Here is a 15,783-nt window from a genome sequence, read left to right as displayed (position 1 = left end):
GGCGCCCCTTTCGCATGGCGCCGATCGCCATGTCATGGCGCGGTACACCACGCCACGGAGGCGACATCCGACAACGCTTCGCTAAAGTCCCTTCTTTTCCGTGACTTGGTAAACTGGCACGATTGCTGCTTTTTCTCCGGCATCCGCCGACGCCGTCGGCGTCGCGCACCGAGGAGCCGGACCGATGACGACCCAGACCACCCCCGCCCCGACCACGAAGCAGGACAATCTGTTCGGCATCTGCGCCGCACTGGGCGAGGATATCGGGATCGATCCGCTATGGCTGCGGATCGGCTTCGCGGTGGCGTTGCTGTTCAACCTGGAAGTGGTGCTGGTGACCTATTTCGGGCTGGGCGTGGTCGTGCTGGCCAGTCGGCTGCTGGCGCCGAAGCCGAAGGCGGCGGTGACGATGCCGCTTGCGGCGGACCCGGTCGTCGCCGAGGAGCCGCTGCGCTGCGCCGCCTGACCGGACCCGGCGACCGACGGCGCGGGATCAGCCCTCCAGCTGCCCCAGCAGCACGCGCACCGCGCCGTCGACGTCGCGATCCGAATCGCGCAGCGCCTCGATCCGGCGCACCGCGTGGATGACGGTGGAATGGTCGCGCCCGCCGAACTTCCGCCCGATTTCGGGCAAGGATCGCGTGGTCAGCCGCTTCGCCAGGTACATCGCGATCTGCCGCGGCCGCGCCACCGCCCGCGCGCGGCGGGCGGATACCAGGTCGAGCGGCTTCAGCTCGAAATGATCCGACACCGCCTTCTGGATCTGGTCGATCGTCACGCGCCGTTGCCCCCCGCGCAATTGCTCCACCAGCGTCTGCATCGCAAAATCGAGATCGATCGTCGTCGCGGTCAGCTGCGCATAGGCCAGGATCCGGTTCAGCGCCCCTTCCACCTCGCGGATGCTGGACGTGATGCGCGTCGCCAGCAGGTCGATCACGTCGGCGGGAACCGTGGCCTCCACCTCCGCGGCGCGGCGCTGGAGCACGCTGCGCCGCAGGTCGAGCGTCGACGGACGGATATCCGCCACCAGCCCCGCGGCAAGGCGCGACAGGAGCCGCGGCTCGATCCCGTCCAATGCCTGCGGCGCGCGATCCGCGGCGATCACCAGCCGCTTGCCCGCCGCCATGATCTCGTTGACGGTGTGGAAGAATTCCTCCTGCGTCGCGTCCTTCCCCGCGATGAACTGCAAATCGTCGATCAGCAGCAGGTCGCAGCCACGCAGCCGCGTCTTGAACGCATGCGTATCCTTCGCCCGCATCGCGGCGACGAAATCGTACATGAACCGCTCCGCCGACATCATCAGCACGCGGGCGTCGGGATGGTCGGCCAGGAAGGCATGGCCGATCGCGTTCATCAGGTGGGTCTTCCCCTGCCCCGTCGCGCCGTGGAGGAACAGCGGGCTGAACCGCACCGGCCCCGCCGCCGCCAGCGCGCGTGCGGCGTTGACCGCCACCATGTTCGACGCATCGGCGACGAAGCGGTCGAAGGTCAGCCGCGCATCGAGCTGCGGTCGCTCCACCGCCGACGCGGGCGTGGCCGGGATGGCCACGGGGGCCGCCGCCACGGCGTGCGCGGCGGGGATGGCAAGAATCTCGGGCGCCGGCGCGGCGCGCTGGGTTTCGATCGTGACGGTGCGCACCCCGGGGATCTGCGCGCGGAATTCGTGGACCAGGCGGTCGGCGTAGTGGCTGCGCACCCAATTGGTCATGAACGCGCTGGGCAGCGTCAGACGCACGTCCTCCCCGTCCGACGCATCGGCGAGCGCGATCGGCGCCAGCCACTGGTCGAACAGGCGCGCGCCCGCGGACAGGCGCAGGTTCGTCCGGACGCGCGCCCATGCCCGCGTCAGTTCGCCCATGCCGTCGTCCCGGAACCGCGTTTGCGTCACACACACCTCTCCCGTTGCCGCCTGCGCCCCTTGCGCGTGCGGGTCGTCCGGTCCTGCCCGAAAGATCGCCCCCCTTCGGCCCCGCCACACACCCGAAGGCACGGTCGCGAGGCCCGGCAACAACGATGTCGCGCCGGGAAGGACAGGGATACGAACAGCCGCGTGAGTCGGGCAAGACCGGGGGCTGCCACAAATTCGAAATAAACCCCATTGACTCGCCCCGGGCCGCGGAAACGCGTCGGATTTTTGATAAGCCGCTGTTTTTGCCTACTAATCTGGACGCGACACCGGAGTTGCGAGCGACGAATCGCGGGTTTTCCTGACGTTAGTCGGTGGCCGCGAATTTCCGTTCGCGGACGCAAAAAACCCGTCGGAGCATGGGCTCCGACGGGTCGTTCGAACCGTCGTTGGACGTCGGCGTCAGGCCAGCGCGGACAGCCGCTTGGTCAGGCGCGAGAATTTGCGCGACGCGGTATTCTTGTGGAGAACGCCCTTGGCGACGCCGCGCTGCAACTCGGGCTGGACCTCCGCCAGCGCGGAAGTGGCCGCGGTCTTGTCGCCCGCCGCCAGTGCCGCCTCGACCCGCTTGACGAAGGTGCGGATGCGGCCGACGCGGTTGCCGTTCACTTCGGCGCGACGATCGTTGCGGCGGATGCGCTTCTTGGCCTGCGGCGTGTTCGCCATGGATGTCCTCTGGTCTCGAAAAATACGGGAAAAGAGGGCGCGGGGAAACCCATGCCCTCCTCGAAGGGGCGCCCTTACCCCGCAGGGTCGTTCGCGTCAACCGCGCTGGCAGGCCGGACACCAGAAGGTGGAGCGCCCGCCCTCCGCATAGCGTGCCACCAGCCCGCCGCATCCGCAGGGTAGGCCGGTGCGGCCGTAGACCGCGAATTGTTTCGAGAAATAGCCCAGTTCGCCGTCGGGCCGGGCATAGTCGCGCAACGACGACCCGCCGGCGCGAATCGCCTCCTCCAGGACCGCGCGCGCCGCCTCCGCCAGCCGATCGAGTCGCGCCTTCGCGATCCGCCCGGCGGCGCGGCGCGGATGGATGCGCGCATGATACAGCGCCTCGCACACATATATATTGCCCAGCCCCGCGACGACGCGCTGGTCGAGCAGCGCCAGCTTGATCGACGTGCGTTTCCCGGCCAGCGCGCGGTACAGGTGCGCGCCGTCGAAGTCCGGCCCCAGCGGCTCCGGTCCCAGCGCCGCGAACGGGGGGAAGGCGGCGATGTCCGCGCTGCGCCACAGGTCGACCGACCCGAAGCGGCGCGGATCGTTCAGTGCGACGCGGCGACCGGCGGCGGTGTCCACGACCAGGTGGTCGTGCGGCAGGAGGATGTCGGGATCGACCCGCCATCGCCCCGACATGCCGAGGTGGAAGACGACCGAATCGCCGCGGTCGGTATCGATCAGCCCGTATTTGGCGCGGCGCGACAGCGCGACGACCCGCGCGCCGGTCAGCCGCTGGCGCAGGTCGTCGGGAAAGGCGCGGCGCAGGTCGGCGCGGCGCGCCTCGACCGCGGCGATCACCTGCCCCTCCAGCACGGGACGCAGGCCGCGCACGGTGGTTTCGACTTCGGGAAGCTCGGGCACGCGACGGCCCCTAGCGGCTGCCCCGGCGCCCCGCTAGAGCCGGACGCCATGACCGACACCGCCCTCCCGACCGACACCGTCTCCTTCGGCTACGAACAGGTCGCGCCGGCGGAGAAGACCGCGCGCGTGCGCGGCGTCTTCTCCAGCGTGGCGGCGCGCTACGACCTGATGAACGACGCCATGTCCGGGGGCATGCACCGGTTGTGGAAGGACCGGTTCGTGCGCCGCGTGAAGCCGCGCGCGGGCGAGGAGATCCTGGACATGGCCGGGGGCACCGGCGACATCGCGTTCCGCCTGGCCGAGGGGGGCGCCGCGGTGACGGTGGCGGACATCAACCCGGAAATGCTGGCGGTCGGCGTGGAGCGCGCGGCGAAGCGCGGCATCGACGGGCTGGTGTGGTCGGAGGCGAACGCGGAGGTCCTGACCTTCCCGGACCGGTTCTTCGACGCCTATACCATCGCGTTCGGCATCCGGAACGTCACCGACATCCCCGCCGCGTTGAAGGAAGCGCATCGCGTCCTGCGCCGCGGGGGGCGGTTCTTCTGCCTGGAATTCTCCACCACCCTGTGGCCCGGATTCGCGGAGGCGTATGACGCCTATTCGCACCGGATGGTGCCCAAGCTGGGCAAGCTGCTGGCGGACGACGAGGACAGCTATCGCTACCTGATCGAATCGATCCGCCGCTTCCCCGACATGCCGACGTTCGAACGCATGATCGCGGAGGCGGGGTTCGTGCAGACGAAGGTGGAGCCGATGCTGGGCGGGCTGGTCGCGATCCATTCGGGGTGGAGGATCTGACCTCTCCCGTCGTTCATACCTTCCGCCTGCTGAAATGGGGGCGCACGCTTGCGCGGCACGGGGCGTTGCAGGGGCTGGAGCGGGATCGCAACACGCCGCTGCGCCTGCGCCGCCTGCTGCGGCTCGCGCGGCTGGGCGCGCGCGTCCCGGAAGCGCCGCGCTATGCCGAGGCGTTCACCGCGATCGGGCCCGCGGCGATCAAGCTGGGGCAGACGCTGGCGACGCGGCCCGACCTGGTCGGCGACGCCGCCGCGATCGACCTGCTGCGGTTGCAGGATGCGGTCGCGCCGGTGCCGTTCGCGGTCATCCGCGCGCAGATGGAAGGCAGCTTCGGTCGCCCGCTCGACCAGTTCTACACCCATATCGAGGAAGCGCCGATCGGCGCCGCATCGATCGCGCAGGTCCATCGCGCGGTCACGACCGAGGGGCGGACCGTGGCCGTGAAGGTCCTGCGCCCCGGCGTGGAGGAGGAGTTCGCGCGCGCGATCGACACCTACGAATGGGCGGCGGCGCAGATCGAGCCGATGGGGGGCGAGATCGCGCGGCTCCAGCCGCGGCAGGTGATCGAGATGTTCAAGCGCTGGACCCAGCGCGAGCTGAACTTCACGCGCGAGGCGGCGTCGGCGTCCGAGCTGGCGGAGAATATGGCGGCGGAGCCGGACTTCGTCGTGCCCGCGATCGACTGGCAGCGGACGACGGGCCGCGTCCTGACGATCGAGTGGATCGACGGGATCAAGCTGTCCGATCGCGCGGCGCTGATCGCGGCGGGACACGACCTTCCGCACCTGGCGCGCGTCCTGGTTCACGCCTTCCTGCGGCAGGCGATCGCGGACGGTTTCTTCCACGCCGACATGCATCAGGGGAATCTGTTCGCGCTGCCCGGCGGGCGGGTCGCGGCGATCGATTTCGGGATCATGGGACGGATCGACCGGCGCGCGCGCATGTGGCTGGCGGAGATCCTGTACGGCCTCATCACGGGCAATTACCGCCGCGTCGCGGAAATCCATTTCGAGGCGCAATACGTGCCCTCGCACCATAACGTCGCCGAGTTCGCGACCGCGCTGCGTGCGGTGGGCGAGCCGATGCGCGGACTGCCGGTCAAGGACATGTCTATCGGCATGATGCTGGACGGCCTGTTCGCGATCACGCGCGATTTCGACATGGTGACGCAGCCGCACCTGTTGCTGTTGCAGAAGACGATGGTGATGGTCGAGGGAGTCGCGACCGGGCTCGATCCCGACATCAACCTGTGGGAAACCGCGGGGCCGTTCGTCGAGGAGTGGATCCGCACCGAACTGGGGCCGGAGGCGGCGGTCGCGGATCGCATCGTCACCGACCTGCGCACGCTGTCGCGCCTGCCCGACCTGGTCCGGCGGATCGAGGCGCGCTTCCCGCCGCCGGGCGGCGCGCCCCCCGCCCCGCCGCTGAAGGTGATCGAACGCGTGCGGATCGGCGGCGGATGGCGGTACGTCGCGATGGCGTTGCTGGGCGCGGCGGCGGGAGTCGCGGGGCTGAGCGCGGTACAGGCGTGGTAAGGCCGGTCGCGCCCCTGTGGCTGGCGCGACCGTCGCGCTTCGCCGCGCTGGACCACCGTAGCGCGCGAATCGTCGCGGGCATCGCCGCATTGTTGCTGGTCCTGGGCCTCGCCACGCTGGCCGTCCCGCCCGCGCCCGTCGACGTGACGGGCACCAGCGCGGTCGCGGACGATCGCGACGACGCGGCGGCGTACGACACGATCGTCGAAGCGGTGCGCCACGGCGCGGATTATTACGCCGTCACCATACAGGAAATACGCCGGGCGGATCTGCCGCTGCCTTCCTTCACCGCCGTGCGGTTGCCGACGCTGTCGGTCGTGCAGGCGCAGGTGCCGGCGCCGGCCACGCTCGCCCTGCTCTACGCGCTCGTGGCGACGGTGGCGGTCGCCTGGTTCGTCCGGCTGCGCGACGGCCTGCCGCGCCGTCGCCCGCGCCTGCTGGCGATCCTGCTGCTGCTGGCGGGCGTCGCGCCGGTCGTGCAGGAAGCGTCCGCGGTGGCGCATGAGGCATGGGCCGGGTTGCTGGTCGCGCTGTCGCTGGCGGTCCGGCGACCGGGACAGGCGACCGCCGCGATCGCGCTTGCGCTGTGCGCGATGCTGATACGGGAGACCGCCGCGATCTATGCGGTCGTGATGCTCGTGGCCGCCATGCTGGGGAAGCGGCGGCGCGAGGCGCTGGGCTGGGTCGCGGCGCTGGCGGTGTTCGGCGTCGCGCTCGGCGTCCATGCGCAGGCGGTCGCGGCGGTCGTGGGGACGTTCGATCCCGCGGCGCCGGACTGGGGCGGATTGTCGGGACCGGGGACGGTCCTGCGCCTGATGGCGCTGTCGACCGCGCTGGCGGTGGTGCCCGCGTGGATCGCGCTTCCGCTGGCGACGCTCGCCCTGCTCGGCTGGGCGGCGTGGCGCGATCCGCTGGGATTGCGGGTGCTGGCGACCGTGGCGGCATGCGGCGGGGCGATGGCCCTGGTCGCGCACGACGACGGCGCCCGATGGGCGATGCTGGTCGCGCCGGTGCTGCTGGTCGGCCTGATCTTCGCCCCCGACGCGACGCGCGACCTGTGGCGCGCCGCGCACGCCCGGCGTCGGATAACGGTCACGCGGACCGCGCGGTGAATCCTTCCCCTTCAGACTCTCCGTTCGTCCCCAGCCGATCGCGGACTTCGACTTCGCCCGGCGCGCAGGCTGGACTATGATCGCCCGATGAAACGCATCCTCCTGATCGTCGGCGGCGGCATCGCGGCCTACAAGGCGTGCGAGATCGTGCGCGGCCTGCGCAAGGCCGGCCACCGCGTCCGCTGCATCCTGACCGAGGGCGGGGCGCATTTCGTCACGCCGATGACCCTGGCCGCGCTGAGCGAGAGCCAGGTCTTCACGACGTTGTGGGACCTGAAGGACGAGGCGGAGATGGGCCATATCCAGCTCAGCCGCGAGGCGGACCTGATCGTCGTCGCACCCGCCACCGCGGACCTGATGGCGCGGATGGCGGCGGGGATCGCGGACGATCTGGCCACCACCGTCCTGCTCGCGACCGATACGCCGGTGCTTGCCGCGCCGGCGATGAACGTGCGGATGTGGCAGCACCCCGCCACGCAGCGCAACGTCGCCACGCTGCGCGCCGACGGCGTCACCGTGATGACGCCCGACGAGGGCGCGATGGCATGCGGCGAGTTCGGCCCCGGACGCCTGCCCGAACCGCCCGCGATCCTGCACCGCATCGCGGCGATGCTGGGCGGCGAGGCGGGAGGGCCGCTGGCCGGTCGCCACGTCCTGGTGACCGCAGGGCCGACGCACGAACCGATCGATCCCGTCCGCTACATCGCCAACCGCTCCTCGGGGAAGCAGGGCTATGCCATCGCGGGCGCGCTCGCCGCGCTGGGCGCGCGGGTGACGCTGGTGTCCGGGCCGGTGACGCTGCCCACGCCGGTGGGGGTCGATCGGGTCGACGTGGAATCCGCGCGCGAGATGGCGGCGGCGGTCGACGACGCCCTGCCCGCCGATGCCGCGGTGATGGTCGCCGCGGTGGCGGACTGGCGCGCGGCGGATGAGGCCGCGCACAAGCTGAAGAAGGCGGGCGACGCGCCCGTCCCGCTGCGCCTGGTCGAGAATCCCGACATCCTCGCCACGCTGGCGAAGGGACCGCGCCGCCCCCGACTGGTCGTGGGATTCGCGGCGGAGACGCAGGACGTGGTCGCGAATGCGGTCGCGAAGCTGGCGCGCAAGGGCGCGGACTGGATCGTGGCCAACGACGTGTCCGGCGACGTGATGGGGGGCGGCACCAACGCGGTCCATATCGTGACCGCCGACGGGCAGGAGGCGTGGGCGCCGTTGCCCAAGGAGGAGGTCGCGCGGCGACTGGCGGCGCGGATCGCGGACACCTTGTCGCGGGACGATGCCTGACGGCGGGGTCACTGGACGATGCCTGACGGCGGGACCGCGGCGCCGGCGGCGATCGTCTTCCAACGCCCGGCGATTGTCGGCTAGGACGCGCGCATGACACACGCGATCGCGATCCGCCTCCTCCGCCTGCCACATGGCCGCGACCTGCCCGTCCCCGCCTATGCCACCGCGGGGGCGGCGGGGATGGACGTCGTCGCGGCGGAGGACCTGATGCTGGCGCCCGGCGCGCGCCATGCCGTCGCGACCGGTTTCGCGATGGCGATCCCGCCGGGATACGAGGTGCAGGTGCGGCCGCGCTCGGGCCTGGCGCTGAAGCACGGGGTCACGTGCCTGAACACCCCGGGGACGATCGATTCCGACTATCGCGGGGAGGTGAAGGTGATCCTCGCGAATCTGGGGGCCGATCCCTTCCCGATCGCGCGCGGCGACAGGATCGCACAATTGGTGCCCGCCCCCGTACTTTGCGCGACGATGGAGGAAGTGGACGCGCTGGACGATACGTCGCGCGGTTCCAGAGGCTTCGGCTCCACCGGCAGGTGATGCGCGGGAATGCTGCCCCACCACTCGTCGTTTTTTTCGCGCGACGGGCGCGTTTGGGGGTTTTTCTTAACCCTTAACCCTGTTTAGACCCACGGCGCGGCAATGGTGTTGCCGCATCGCATCGGTTCGGGAGCGTTTTCCCACCACAAAGGTTGACGGGTTGCTCTGGCCGAATGTTCGTGCCATGGCCTCGCTGACGAGCACAAAGGGAGTTCAACATGCGTCTTGGGAAGCTTTTCCTGACCGCCGCCGCGGTTTCCATGGCCGCCGCACCTGCGGTTGCCGCGCCTGCCAATTCGGCGGCTAGCCTGTCGGTTGCCAAGTCGGTTCGCGCCGCGTCGGCAACGTCGAAGAAGAACGAGCTGGCCGGTGGCGGCGTGATCGTCGCGATCCTGGCGGCTGCCGCCGTCGTCGCGGGCATCATCATCGTTGCCGACGAGGACGACGACGCGGACAGCAACTAAGTCCGTCGGTTCGACCGATAAAAGAAATAGCGGCCTTCGCGGGCCGCTATTTTTTTGCCTGTCGCGCGCGCCTATGTCCGCGCGATGGCCGATCCCCTCTCCCCCGACGAACTGACCCGATATGCGCGCCACATCGTGCTGCGCGAGGTCGGCGGCGCCGGGCAGCGGCGGTTGCGCGCCGCGACGCTGGCGATCGTGGGATGCGGCGGGATCGGCAGTCCCGCGATCCAGTACGCCGCCGCCGCGGGCTTCGGGCGCCTGCGCCTGATCGACGACGACCGCGTCGACCTGTCCAATCTCCAGCGCCAGACGCTGTTCGACGGTGCCGACCTGGGCGCGGCCAAGGCGGTCCGGGCCGCGGCGCGCGTGACCGCGCTGAATCCCCATGTCACGGTCGAGGCGATGGACGTCCGGATCGATTCGTCCACCATCGCCGCCGCGCTGGACGGGGCGGACGTCGTCATCGACGGCTGCGACAATTTCGCGACCCGGCTGCTCGTCGCGGACGCGGCGCTCGCACGGCGGATTCCGCTCGTGTCCGCCGCGATCGGTCAGTTCGAGGGGCAGTTGGGCGTGTTCCGCGGGTGGGAGGCGGATCGCCCCTGCTACCGCTGCTTCGTGGGCGATGCGCCCGACCGCGACGGCGTCAGCTGCGCCGAGGCGGGCGTGCTGGGGCCGGTGGCGGGCGTGTTCGGCAGCCTGGCCGCGCTGGAGGCGATCCGCGCGGTCGTCCCGTTCGGCGACGATCCGGCGGGCAGCATCGTGCTGGCCGACCTGCTGTCGCTGCGGTTCCGGACGTTGCGGCTGCCCAAGGACCCCGGCTGCCCCGGCTGTTCAGGCCAGTAGCGCGCGCGCGAAGTCGCGGACCTGCGGCGCCAGGTCGTCGCGGGCGAGCGCCAGGGCCAGGTTCGCCTGGATATACCCCGCCTTGTCCCCGCAATCGTGGCGGTCGCCGGTGAAGCGGAAACCGTGGAACGGCTGCTTCCCGATCAGCTGCGCCATCGCGTCGGTCAGCTGGATCTCGCCCCCCGCCCCGGTCTGCTTCGCATCCAGGATGCGCATCACCTCCGGCTGGAGGATGTAGCGGCCCGGAATCATCAGGTTCGACGGCGCGCTGCCCTGCGCGGGCTTCTCGACCAGCGCCTCGATCCCGACCAGGCGACCGTCCTCCGCCCCCGGTGCGATGACGCCGTATTTGTGCGTCTCCTCCGCCGGCACCTCCAGCGCGGCGACGATGTTGCCGCCGACGCGCGCATAGGCGTCGACCATCTGGCGCAGGCAGCCGCCGACCATCAGTTCGTCGGGGAGGAGCACCGCGAAGGGTTCGTCGCCGACGATCTCGCGCGCGCACCACACGGCATGGCCCAGCCCCAGCGGCTCCTGCTGACGGATGTAGACCGGGCTGCCCGGCTCCATGCGGATGCCGTCGATCGCGGCGAGCGACTTGCCGCGCGCGCGCATCGTGTCTTCCAGTTCGTAGGCGATGTCGAAATGGTCCTCGATCGCCGACTTGTTGCGCCCGGTGACGAAGATGATCTGCTCGATCCCCGCCTCCAGCGCCTCTTCCACCGCATATTGGATCAGCGGCTTGTCGACGACGGTCAGCATCTCCTTCGGCATCGCCTTCGTCGCGGGAAGGAAACGGGTGCCGAGGCCGGCGACGGGGAAGACGGCCTTGCGAACGGGCTTGATCGTCATGGAAGCTCCTTGTCCTGCCCGACCGACTATCGGCATCGCGGATCGGCGCAAGGGGTTTCGCGACGGTTGCGTCGCCCGATGCGGCACCCTAGGTGCCCGTGATGCTGAAGAAGTTGTTGCGTGCGGTGACGGCGCCTGCCCGTGTGACGGCAGAAGTGCCGGCAGGGCAGCGCGTCTATGCGGTCGGGGATATCCACGGATCCCGCGCCGCGCTGTCCGAATTGCTGGATCTGATCGCGGCCGACGACCGCGAGCGTGGACCGGCGGACACGCGGATCGTGTTCCTGGGCGACCTGGTCGACCGCGGCCCCGATTCGGCGGGGGTGGTCGAGGATTTGTTGCGATTGTCCCGGGAGCGGCCGGGCGTGCGGTTCGTCTTCGGCAACCATGAGGAGATCTTCCTGGGCGCCGTCGCCGGGGAGGCGAAGTCGACGCGCATGTTCTGCCGCGTCGGCGGGCGGGAAACCGCGCTGAGCTACGGCCTGTCGGCGCCCGACTACGAGCGGATGGACCATGCGGAACTGTCGGCGTGGCTGGCGCAGCACGTGCCCGCCGACCACGTCGCCTTCCTGTCCGGGTTCGAGCCGTCGGTGGCGGTGGGCGGCTACCTGCTGGTCCATGCCGGGGTCCACCCGGACCGGGCATTGGACGCGCAGCGCGAATCCGACCTGCGCTGGATCAGGGAGCCGTTCCTGGGACATGGCAAGCCGCTGGGCGCGATGATCGTCCACGGCCATACGATCAGCGAAGCGGTGGACTATCGTCCGCACCGGATCGGGATCGACACCGGCGCCTACATGCCCGGCGGACGGCTGACCGCGCTGGGCATGGAGGGCGCGGCGACGTGGGAGATGAGCGTGCCGGGCGACCTTCGCTAGGACCGTCAGCGGCCGGGCATTTCCGCGCCGGGGGGCATTGCGCCGCCAGGGGCACCGCCGGGCGCACCACCGCCCGCGCCGCCCATCATCTGCTGTTGCTGCTGAAGCGCGCGCAGCGTCGCTTCGGGCAGGAAGTCGACCAGCTCGACATCGAAGGTCAGCGTCGAATTCGCGGGAATGGGGCCGTTCGCCTGCGGGCCGTAGCCCAGCTCCGGCGCGATCCAGAAACGGTACTTCGCCCCCTTCGGCATCAGCTTCAGCCCTTCGCTGAAGCCCTTTATCATGCCCGCGACCGGCAGCGGCGTCGGCTGCTGCGACTTGTCGAACACGGTGCCGTCGGCCAGCTTGCCGGTGTAATTCACCAGCGCGACGTCCGCATCGGTGGGCCGGGCCGTCCCGGTGCCGGGGGCCAGCACCTGGTAGCGCAGGCCCGACGGCGTCGCCTTGATCCCGGTGTCGCCCGCCTTCGCCAGCGCCACGCCCGCGACGAGCGCGAGCGCCAGTCCGAGCCACAGCCAGACGAGGTAGGCGCGCTTCACGGGAGCCAGCGGAACGGCGGTGACGGTGGACATGGCGACGGCCCCGATAGGCGGCGCCGGGAACGGTCCCGTTTCGATCACCGCCGGAAGTTTACGAAGTTCACGCCACGTCGTGGCGCGAACCGGTGCTTACCGGGCGCCGTCGCGCTCGGCGCGCTTGCGCTCCAGCTTGCGCGCGCGGCGGATCGCGGCGGCGCGTTCGCGCGCACGCTTCTCCGACGGCTTCTCGTAGTGCCGGCGCAGCTTCATCTCGCGATACACACCCTCGCGCTGCAACTTCTTCTTGAGCGCGCGCAGGGCCTGGTCGACGTTGTTGTCGCGGACGATGATCTGCATGGAACCACGGAACTCCGGTGAAACGGAAAATATAAAACGGCTAAGGCGGCGACAGGCAAGCCTGCGCCGAACGGACTGCACCTAACAGGTGCTTTTCATGTAGGCAAGATCGCCCGCGCCTGCTCCACCGCCGGAATCGCGCGGCGATGCGCCAGGACCGGGATGCGCGCGCGGACGTCGGCGACCGCGGCCGGATCGACCTCGGCGAAGGTGATGCCGACCTCCTCGCCCGCGTCGACCGCGACCTGACCCCAGGGATCGATCGCGAGCGAATGGCCGTACGTCTCCCGGCCATCGGCGTGGCGGCCGGTCTGCGCCGCGGCGACCAGCCATGCCGCCGATTCGATCGCCCGCGCGCGCAGCAGGACATGCCAGTGCGCCGCGCCGGTCGGGCGGGTGAAGGCGGCGGGCACCGACAGGATCGTCGCGCCCGCATCGCTCAACGCGCGATACAGATCGGCGAAGCGCAGGTCGTAGCAGATCGACAGGCCCAGCCGGCCCGCGGGCGTATCGACCACGACCGCCCGGTCGCCCGGTGCGTAGGCGGCCGATTCGCGCCAGCTTTCGCCGGTCGGCAGGTCGACGTCGAACAGGTGCAATTTGTCGTAGCGCGCCCGGACCGCGCCGTCCGAATCGATCACGAACCCGCGATTGGCGTAGCGGCCGTCGTCGCGCCGCAGCGCGAGCGAGCCGAGATGGACCCACAGGCCGTGGCGCGCCGCGGCCTCGCGCACGGTGGCGAGGACGGGGTCGTCCGCCTCGGTCCGGATCGCGGCGGCGGCGCGGGTGCGGTCGCGATCGAGCAGGCCGGACATTTCGGGCGTGAACGCCATCCGCGCCCCGCCCGCCGCCGCCCGCGCGATGGCGTCGGCCAGATGCGCGGCGTTCGCGGTGGGATCGATGCCGGTGCTGGTCTGGACGATCGCGATGCGGGTCATAGCGTGGATGTAGCGCGTCGCCGCCGACGGGGCAAAGTCCGTCGCGGTCGCCGGGCGGGGCGTCGTGGCCCTCGCGCGGTCGCGCACGAGCGGATAAGGGGCGTGGCATGACGCCGCTTGTCCTCCACAACAGCCTGACCCGTACCACCGAACCCTTCGCGCCGATCGAGCCGGGCCATGCCCGCGTCTATTCGTGCGGGCCGACGGTCTACAATTACGCGCATGTCGGCAATCTGCGCGCCTATGTCTTCACCGACACGCTGTCGCGCGTGCTGACGTGGAAGGGCCTGCGGCTGACCCATGTCCTGAACATCACCGACGTCGGCCACCTGACCAGCGACGCCGACGCGGGCGACGACAAGATGGAGGCCGCGGCGAAGGCGAGCGGCCGCGACATCTGGGCGATCGCGGCGCATTACACGCAGGCGTTCGAGGATAACCTGGCCGCGCTGAACATCCGCCGCCCGACGCACATGCCCAAGGCGACCGACCATGTGGCGGAAATGATCGAATGGGGCGTCCGCATGGAGGCCGGGCATTGCTATCGCCTGGACGACGGCCTGTATTTCGACGTGTCGACCGTGCCGCATTACGGCGCGCTGGCGGGCGCCGCGCATGACGCGGCGGAGGGACGGATCGAGGCGGTGGCGGGGAAGCGGCATCCGCAGGACTTCGCGATCTGGCGCACCAGCCCGCCGGGCGAGCAGCGGCAGATGGAATGGGATTCGCCGTGGGGCCGCGGGGCGCCGGGGTGGCATCTGGAATGCTCCGTCATGAGCGCGAAATATCTCGGCCTGCCGTTCGACATCCACACCGGCGGGATCGACCATCGCGAGATCCACCACCCGAACGAGATCGCGCAGAACCAGGCGCATTGCGATTGCGGCGATCCGGGCGCGAAGGTGTGGATGCACAACAACTTCCTGGTCGATCGTACGGGGAAGATGTCCAAATCCTCGGGCGGGTTCCTGACGCTGCAACGGCTGGTCGACCGCGGTTTCCACCCGCTGGCGTACCGGATGATGTGCCTTCAGGCGCATTATCGCAGCGAGCTGGAGTTCGGCTGGGACGGGCTGGCGGCGGCGCAGGTGCGGTTGAAGCGGCTGGTGCAGGCGGTCGGCGCGTTGCGCGATCGCGGCGACGGCAGGGGGCGGGACGATGCGGGCACGTATCGCGACCAGCTCGACGCGGCGCTGAGCGACGATCTGGCGACGCCGCGCGCGCTGACGGTGCTGGACGCGATGCTGGCGGACAAGGCGCTGTCGCCGCAGGCGCGCGTGGCGGCGCTCGCGGATTTCGACGACCTGCTGGGGCTGGGGCTGTCGACGCTGACGCGCGCGGCGCTGCGCGTGCGGCCCGCGGATGCGACGATCGACGAGGACGAAATCGCGGCGCGGCTGGCGGAGCGACGCGAGGCGCGGGTGGCGAAGGATTACCCGCGGTCGGACGCGATCCGCGACGAACTGGCGGCGGCCGGAGTCGAGGTGATGGACGGGGACCCGCTGGGGTGGGACTGGCGGGTGTGATCCACGCTCCGCGCGCTCTGAGGCAGCGCCGAGTCGCACGAAGGAGCTGTTGGAACCCGTCGCTTCCTGGGCTATCGGCGGCGGCATGAATCCCGTCCAGCTTATCGAACCGCGGCGTTTCGGCGATGCGCGCGGTTGGTTCACCGAAACGTACAACGAGGCGGCGTTCCACGCGCGGGGCATCGACGTCCGGTTCGTGCAGGACAATCATTCGCTGTCGGTGCCGGCGTTCACGCTGCGCGGGCTGCATTTCCAGACGCCGCCCGATGCGCAGGACAAACTGGTCCGGTGCATCCGCGGGCGGATCTTCGACGTGGCGGTGGACGTGCGGCGCGAATCGCCGACCTATGGCAAATGGGTGGGTGCGGAACTGTCGGCGGACAACGGGCACCAGCTGTTCGTGCCGGTCGGCTTCGCGCACGCGTTCCTGACGCTGGAGCCCGATTGCGAGGTCGTGTACAAATGCTCCGCGCTGTACGCGCCGCAGAGCGACGGCGGTATCCGCTGGGACAGTGTCGGGATCGACTGGCCGCTGCCCGCGGGCACGACGCCCGAGTTGAGCGACAAGGACGGCGTCCTGGCGTCGCTGCACGAATTCGACAGTCCGTTCGACTATGACGGGCGCCCTCTCCTTCCCCTTTCCTGAAGGCC

18 protein-coding genes are annotated in these 15,783 nt (G+C 70.3%); 11 read left to right on the top strand and 7 right to left on the bottom strand.

What is annotated here, in order from left to right:
• The first annotated feature begins 184 nt into the window (after positions 1-184).
• Complete coding sequence (locus ASG29_RS09890) at positions 185-466, top strand: PspC domain-containing protein (RefSeq protein WP_055983294.1); 282 nt, start codon at positions 185-187, stop codon at positions 464-466.
• 27 nt (positions 467-493) lie between these two features.
• On the opposite strand, the gene dnaA is transcribed toward ASG29_RS09890, so the two are convergent.
• The 3 genes from dnaA to mutM all read right to left on the bottom strand — a co-directional run bounded on the left by dnaA (position 494) and on the right by mutM (position 3,484).
• Positions 494-1,858 (bottom strand): chromosomal replication initiator protein DnaA, encoded by a 1,365-nt coding sequence (gene dnaA / locus ASG29_RS09885; protein WP_055983292.1) that lies wholly within the window; start codon positions 1,856-1,858, stop codon positions 494-496.
• Between the two features lie 450 nt (positions 1,859-2,308).
• A complete protein-coding gene (rpsT, locus tag ASG29_RS09880; protein WP_055983290.1) occupies positions 2,309-2,572 on the bottom strand; it encodes a 30S ribosomal protein S20 in 264 nt (87 codons plus the stop codon).
• A 96-nt stretch (positions 2,573-2,668) separates the two neighbouring features.
• On the bottom strand, positions 2,669-3,484 hold the full coding sequence (gene mutM, locus ASG29_RS09875) for a bifunctional DNA-formamidopyrimidine glycosylase/DNA-(apurinic or apyrimidinic site) lyase (RefSeq protein WP_055983288.1): 816 nt from the start codon (positions 3,482-3,484) through the stop codon (positions 2,669-2,671).
• Positions 3,485-3,532: 48 nt separating this feature from the next.
• Here mutM and ASG29_RS09870 point away from each other — a divergent pair, with 48 nt between their 5' ends.
• The 7 genes from ASG29_RS09870 to ASG29_RS09840 all read left to right on the top strand — a co-directional run bounded on the left by ASG29_RS09870 (position 3,533) and on the right by ASG29_RS09840 (position 10,063).
• Positions 3,533-4,282: a class I SAM-dependent methyltransferase gene (locus ASG29_RS09870; protein ID WP_055983286.1), complete on the top strand. Its 750-nt coding sequence runs from the start codon at positions 3,533-3,535 to the stop codon at positions 4,280-4,282.
• Positions 4,279-5,817: a 2-polyprenylphenol 6-hydroxylase gene (ubiB, locus tag ASG29_RS09865; RefSeq protein WP_055985402.1), complete on the top strand. Its 1,539-nt coding sequence runs from the start codon at positions 4,279-4,281 to the stop codon at positions 5,815-5,817. Before ASG29_RS09870 ends, ubiB begins: the two co-directional genes overlap by 4 nt.
• Complete coding sequence (locus tag ASG29_RS09860) at positions 5,811-6,929, top strand: hypothetical protein (RefSeq protein WP_055983283.1); 1,119 nt, start codon at positions 5,811-5,813, stop codon at positions 6,927-6,929. The genes ubiB and ASG29_RS09860 overlap by 7 nt, the downstream gene beginning before the upstream one ends.
• Positions 6,930-7,016: 87 nt before the next feature.
• The gene (gene coaBC, locus ASG29_RS09855) at positions 7,017-8,213 is read left to right on the top strand and encodes a bifunctional phosphopantothenoylcysteine decarboxylase/phosphopantothenate--cysteine ligase CoaBC (RefSeq protein WP_055983281.1); all 1,197 of its coding nucleotides are present in this window, start codon (positions 7,017-7,019) and stop codon (positions 8,211-8,213) included.
• Positions 8,214-8,306: 93 nt separating this feature from the next.
• Positions 8,307-8,753, top strand: a complete 447-nt coding sequence (dut, locus tag ASG29_RS09850; protein ID WP_055983279.1) for a dUTP diphosphatase — start codon at positions 8,307-8,309, stop codon at positions 8,751-8,753.
• 218 nt (positions 8,754-8,971) lie between these two features.
• Positions 8,972-9,217 (top strand): hypothetical protein, encoded by a 246-nt coding sequence (locus ASG29_RS09845; RefSeq protein ID WP_055983277.1) that lies wholly within the window; start codon positions 8,972-8,974, stop codon positions 9,215-9,217.
• Between the two features lie 84 nt (positions 9,218-9,301).
• Positions 9,302-10,063, top strand: a complete 762-nt coding sequence (locus tag ASG29_RS09840; protein WP_055985399.1) for a HesA/MoeB/ThiF family protein — start codon at positions 9,302-9,304, stop codon at positions 10,061-10,063.
• Here the strand turns inward: ASG29_RS09840 and galU are convergent.
• A complete protein-coding gene (gene galU / locus ASG29_RS09835; RefSeq protein WP_055983276.1) occupies positions 10,052-10,915 on the bottom strand; it encodes a UTP--glucose-1-phosphate uridylyltransferase GalU in 864 nt (287 codons plus the stop codon). The genes ASG29_RS09840 and galU overlap by 12 nt on opposite strands.
• Positions 10,916-11,016: 101 nt before the next feature.
• Between galU and ASG29_RS09830 the strand changes: the two genes are divergently transcribed.
• The gene (locus ASG29_RS09830) at positions 11,017-11,793 is read left to right on the top strand and encodes a metallophosphoesterase family protein (protein ID WP_055985396.1); all 777 of its coding nucleotides are present in this window, start codon (positions 11,017-11,019) and stop codon (positions 11,791-11,793) included.
• A 5-nt stretch (positions 11,794-11,798) separates the two neighbouring features.
• On the opposite strand, the gene ASG29_RS09825 is transcribed toward ASG29_RS09830, so the two are convergent.
• The 3 genes from ASG29_RS09825 to ASG29_RS09815 all read right to left on the bottom strand — a co-directional run bounded on the left by ASG29_RS09825 (position 11,799) and on the right by ASG29_RS09815 (position 13,606).
• Positions 11,799-12,365, bottom strand: a complete 567-nt coding sequence (locus ASG29_RS09825; RefSeq protein ID WP_055985394.1) for an FKBP-type peptidyl-prolyl cis-trans isomerase — start codon at positions 12,363-12,365, stop codon at positions 11,799-11,801.
• 96 nt (positions 12,366-12,461) lie between these two features.
• A complete protein-coding gene (gene rpsU, locus ASG29_RS09820) occupies positions 12,462-12,668 on the bottom strand; it encodes a 30S ribosomal protein S21 (RefSeq protein WP_055983274.1) in 207 nt (68 codons plus the stop codon).
• A gap of 95 nt (positions 12,669-12,763) precedes the next feature.
• Positions 12,764-13,606: a carbon-nitrogen hydrolase family protein gene (locus ASG29_RS09815; protein ID WP_055983272.1), complete on the bottom strand. Its 843-nt coding sequence runs from the start codon at positions 13,604-13,606 to the stop codon at positions 12,764-12,766.
• 107 nt (positions 13,607-13,713) lie between these two features.
• On the opposite strand from ASG29_RS09815, the gene cysS reads away from it, so the two are divergent.
• The gene (gene cysS, locus ASG29_RS09810; protein WP_055983270.1) at positions 13,714-15,132 is read left to right on the top strand and encodes a cysteine--tRNA ligase; all 1,419 of its coding nucleotides are present in this window, start codon (positions 13,714-13,716) and stop codon (positions 15,130-15,132) included.
• An 85-nt stretch (positions 15,133-15,217) separates the two neighbouring features.
• Positions 15,218-15,778, top strand: coding sequence for a dTDP-4-dehydrorhamnose 3,5-epimerase (rfbC, locus tag ASG29_RS09805; RefSeq protein WP_055983268.1), 561 nt, complete (start codon positions 15,218-15,220; stop codon positions 15,776-15,778).
• The last annotated feature ends 5 nt before the right edge of the window (positions 15,779-15,783 follow it).

The sequence above is a fragment of the Sphingomonas sp. Leaf412 genome (assembly GCF_001425405.1).
Taxonomy (GTDB): Bacteria; Pseudomonadota; Alphaproteobacteria; order Sphingomonadales; family Sphingomonadaceae; genus Sphingomonas.
Note: the sequence above shows the minus strand (reverse complement) of the source record. Positions and strands in the feature narration are given on the sequence as shown.

Bases quoted from the DNA above. Each gene is read 5' to 3' on its own strand.
- ASG29_RS09890 (WP_055983294.1), top strand. From the start codon at position 185: ATGACGACCCAGACCACCCCCGCCCCGACCACGAAGCAGGACAATCTG.
- dnaA (WP_055983292.1), bottom strand. From the start codon at position 1,858: ATGGGCGAACTGACGCGGGCATGGGCGCGCGTCCGGACGAACCTGCGC.
- rpsT (WP_055983290.1), bottom strand. From the start codon at position 2,572: ATGGCGAACACGCCGCAGGCCAAGAAGCGCATCCGCCGCAACGATCGT.
- ASG29_RS09870 (WP_055983286.1), top strand. From the start codon at position 3,533: ATGACCGACACCGCCCTCCCGACCGACACCGTCTCCTTCGGCTACGAA.
- coaBC (WP_055983281.1), top strand. From the start codon at position 7,017: ATGAAACGCATCCTCCTGATCGTCGGCGGCGGCATCGCGGCCTACAAG.
- dut (WP_055983279.1), top strand. From the start codon at position 8,307: ATGACACACGCGATCGCGATCCGCCTCCTCCGCCTGCCACATGGCCGC.
- ASG29_RS09845 (WP_055983277.1), top strand. From the start codon at position 8,972: ATGCGTCTTGGGAAGCTTTTCCTGACCGCCGCCGCGGTTTCCATGGCC.
- ASG29_RS09840 (WP_055985399.1), top strand. From the start codon at position 9,302: ATGGCCGATCCCCTCTCCCCCGACGAACTGACCCGATATGCGCGCCAC.
- galU (WP_055983276.1), bottom strand. From the start codon at position 10,915: ATGACGATCAAGCCCGTTCGCAAGGCCGTCTTCCCCGTCGCCGGCCTC.
- ASG29_RS09830 (WP_055985396.1), top strand. From the start codon at position 11,017: ATGCTGAAGAAGTTGTTGCGTGCGGTGACGGCGCCTGCCCGTGTGACG.
- ASG29_RS09825 (WP_055985394.1), bottom strand. From the start codon at position 12,365: ATGTCCACCGTCACCGCCGTTCCGCTGGCTCCCGTGAAGCGCGCCTAC.
- rpsU (WP_055983274.1), bottom strand. From the start codon at position 12,668: ATGCAGATCATCGTCCGCGACAACAACGTCGACCAGGCCCTGCGCGCG.
- ASG29_RS09815 (WP_055983272.1), bottom strand. From the start codon at position 13,606: ATGACCCGCATCGCGATCGTCCAGACCAGCACCGGCATCGATCCCACC.
- cysS (WP_055983270.1), top strand. From the start codon at position 13,714: ATGACGCCGCTTGTCCTCCACAACAGCCTGACCCGTACCACCGAACCC.
- rfbC (WP_055983268.1), top strand. From the start codon at position 15,218: ATGAATCCCGTCCAGCTTATCGAACCGCGGCGTTTCGGCGATGCGCGC.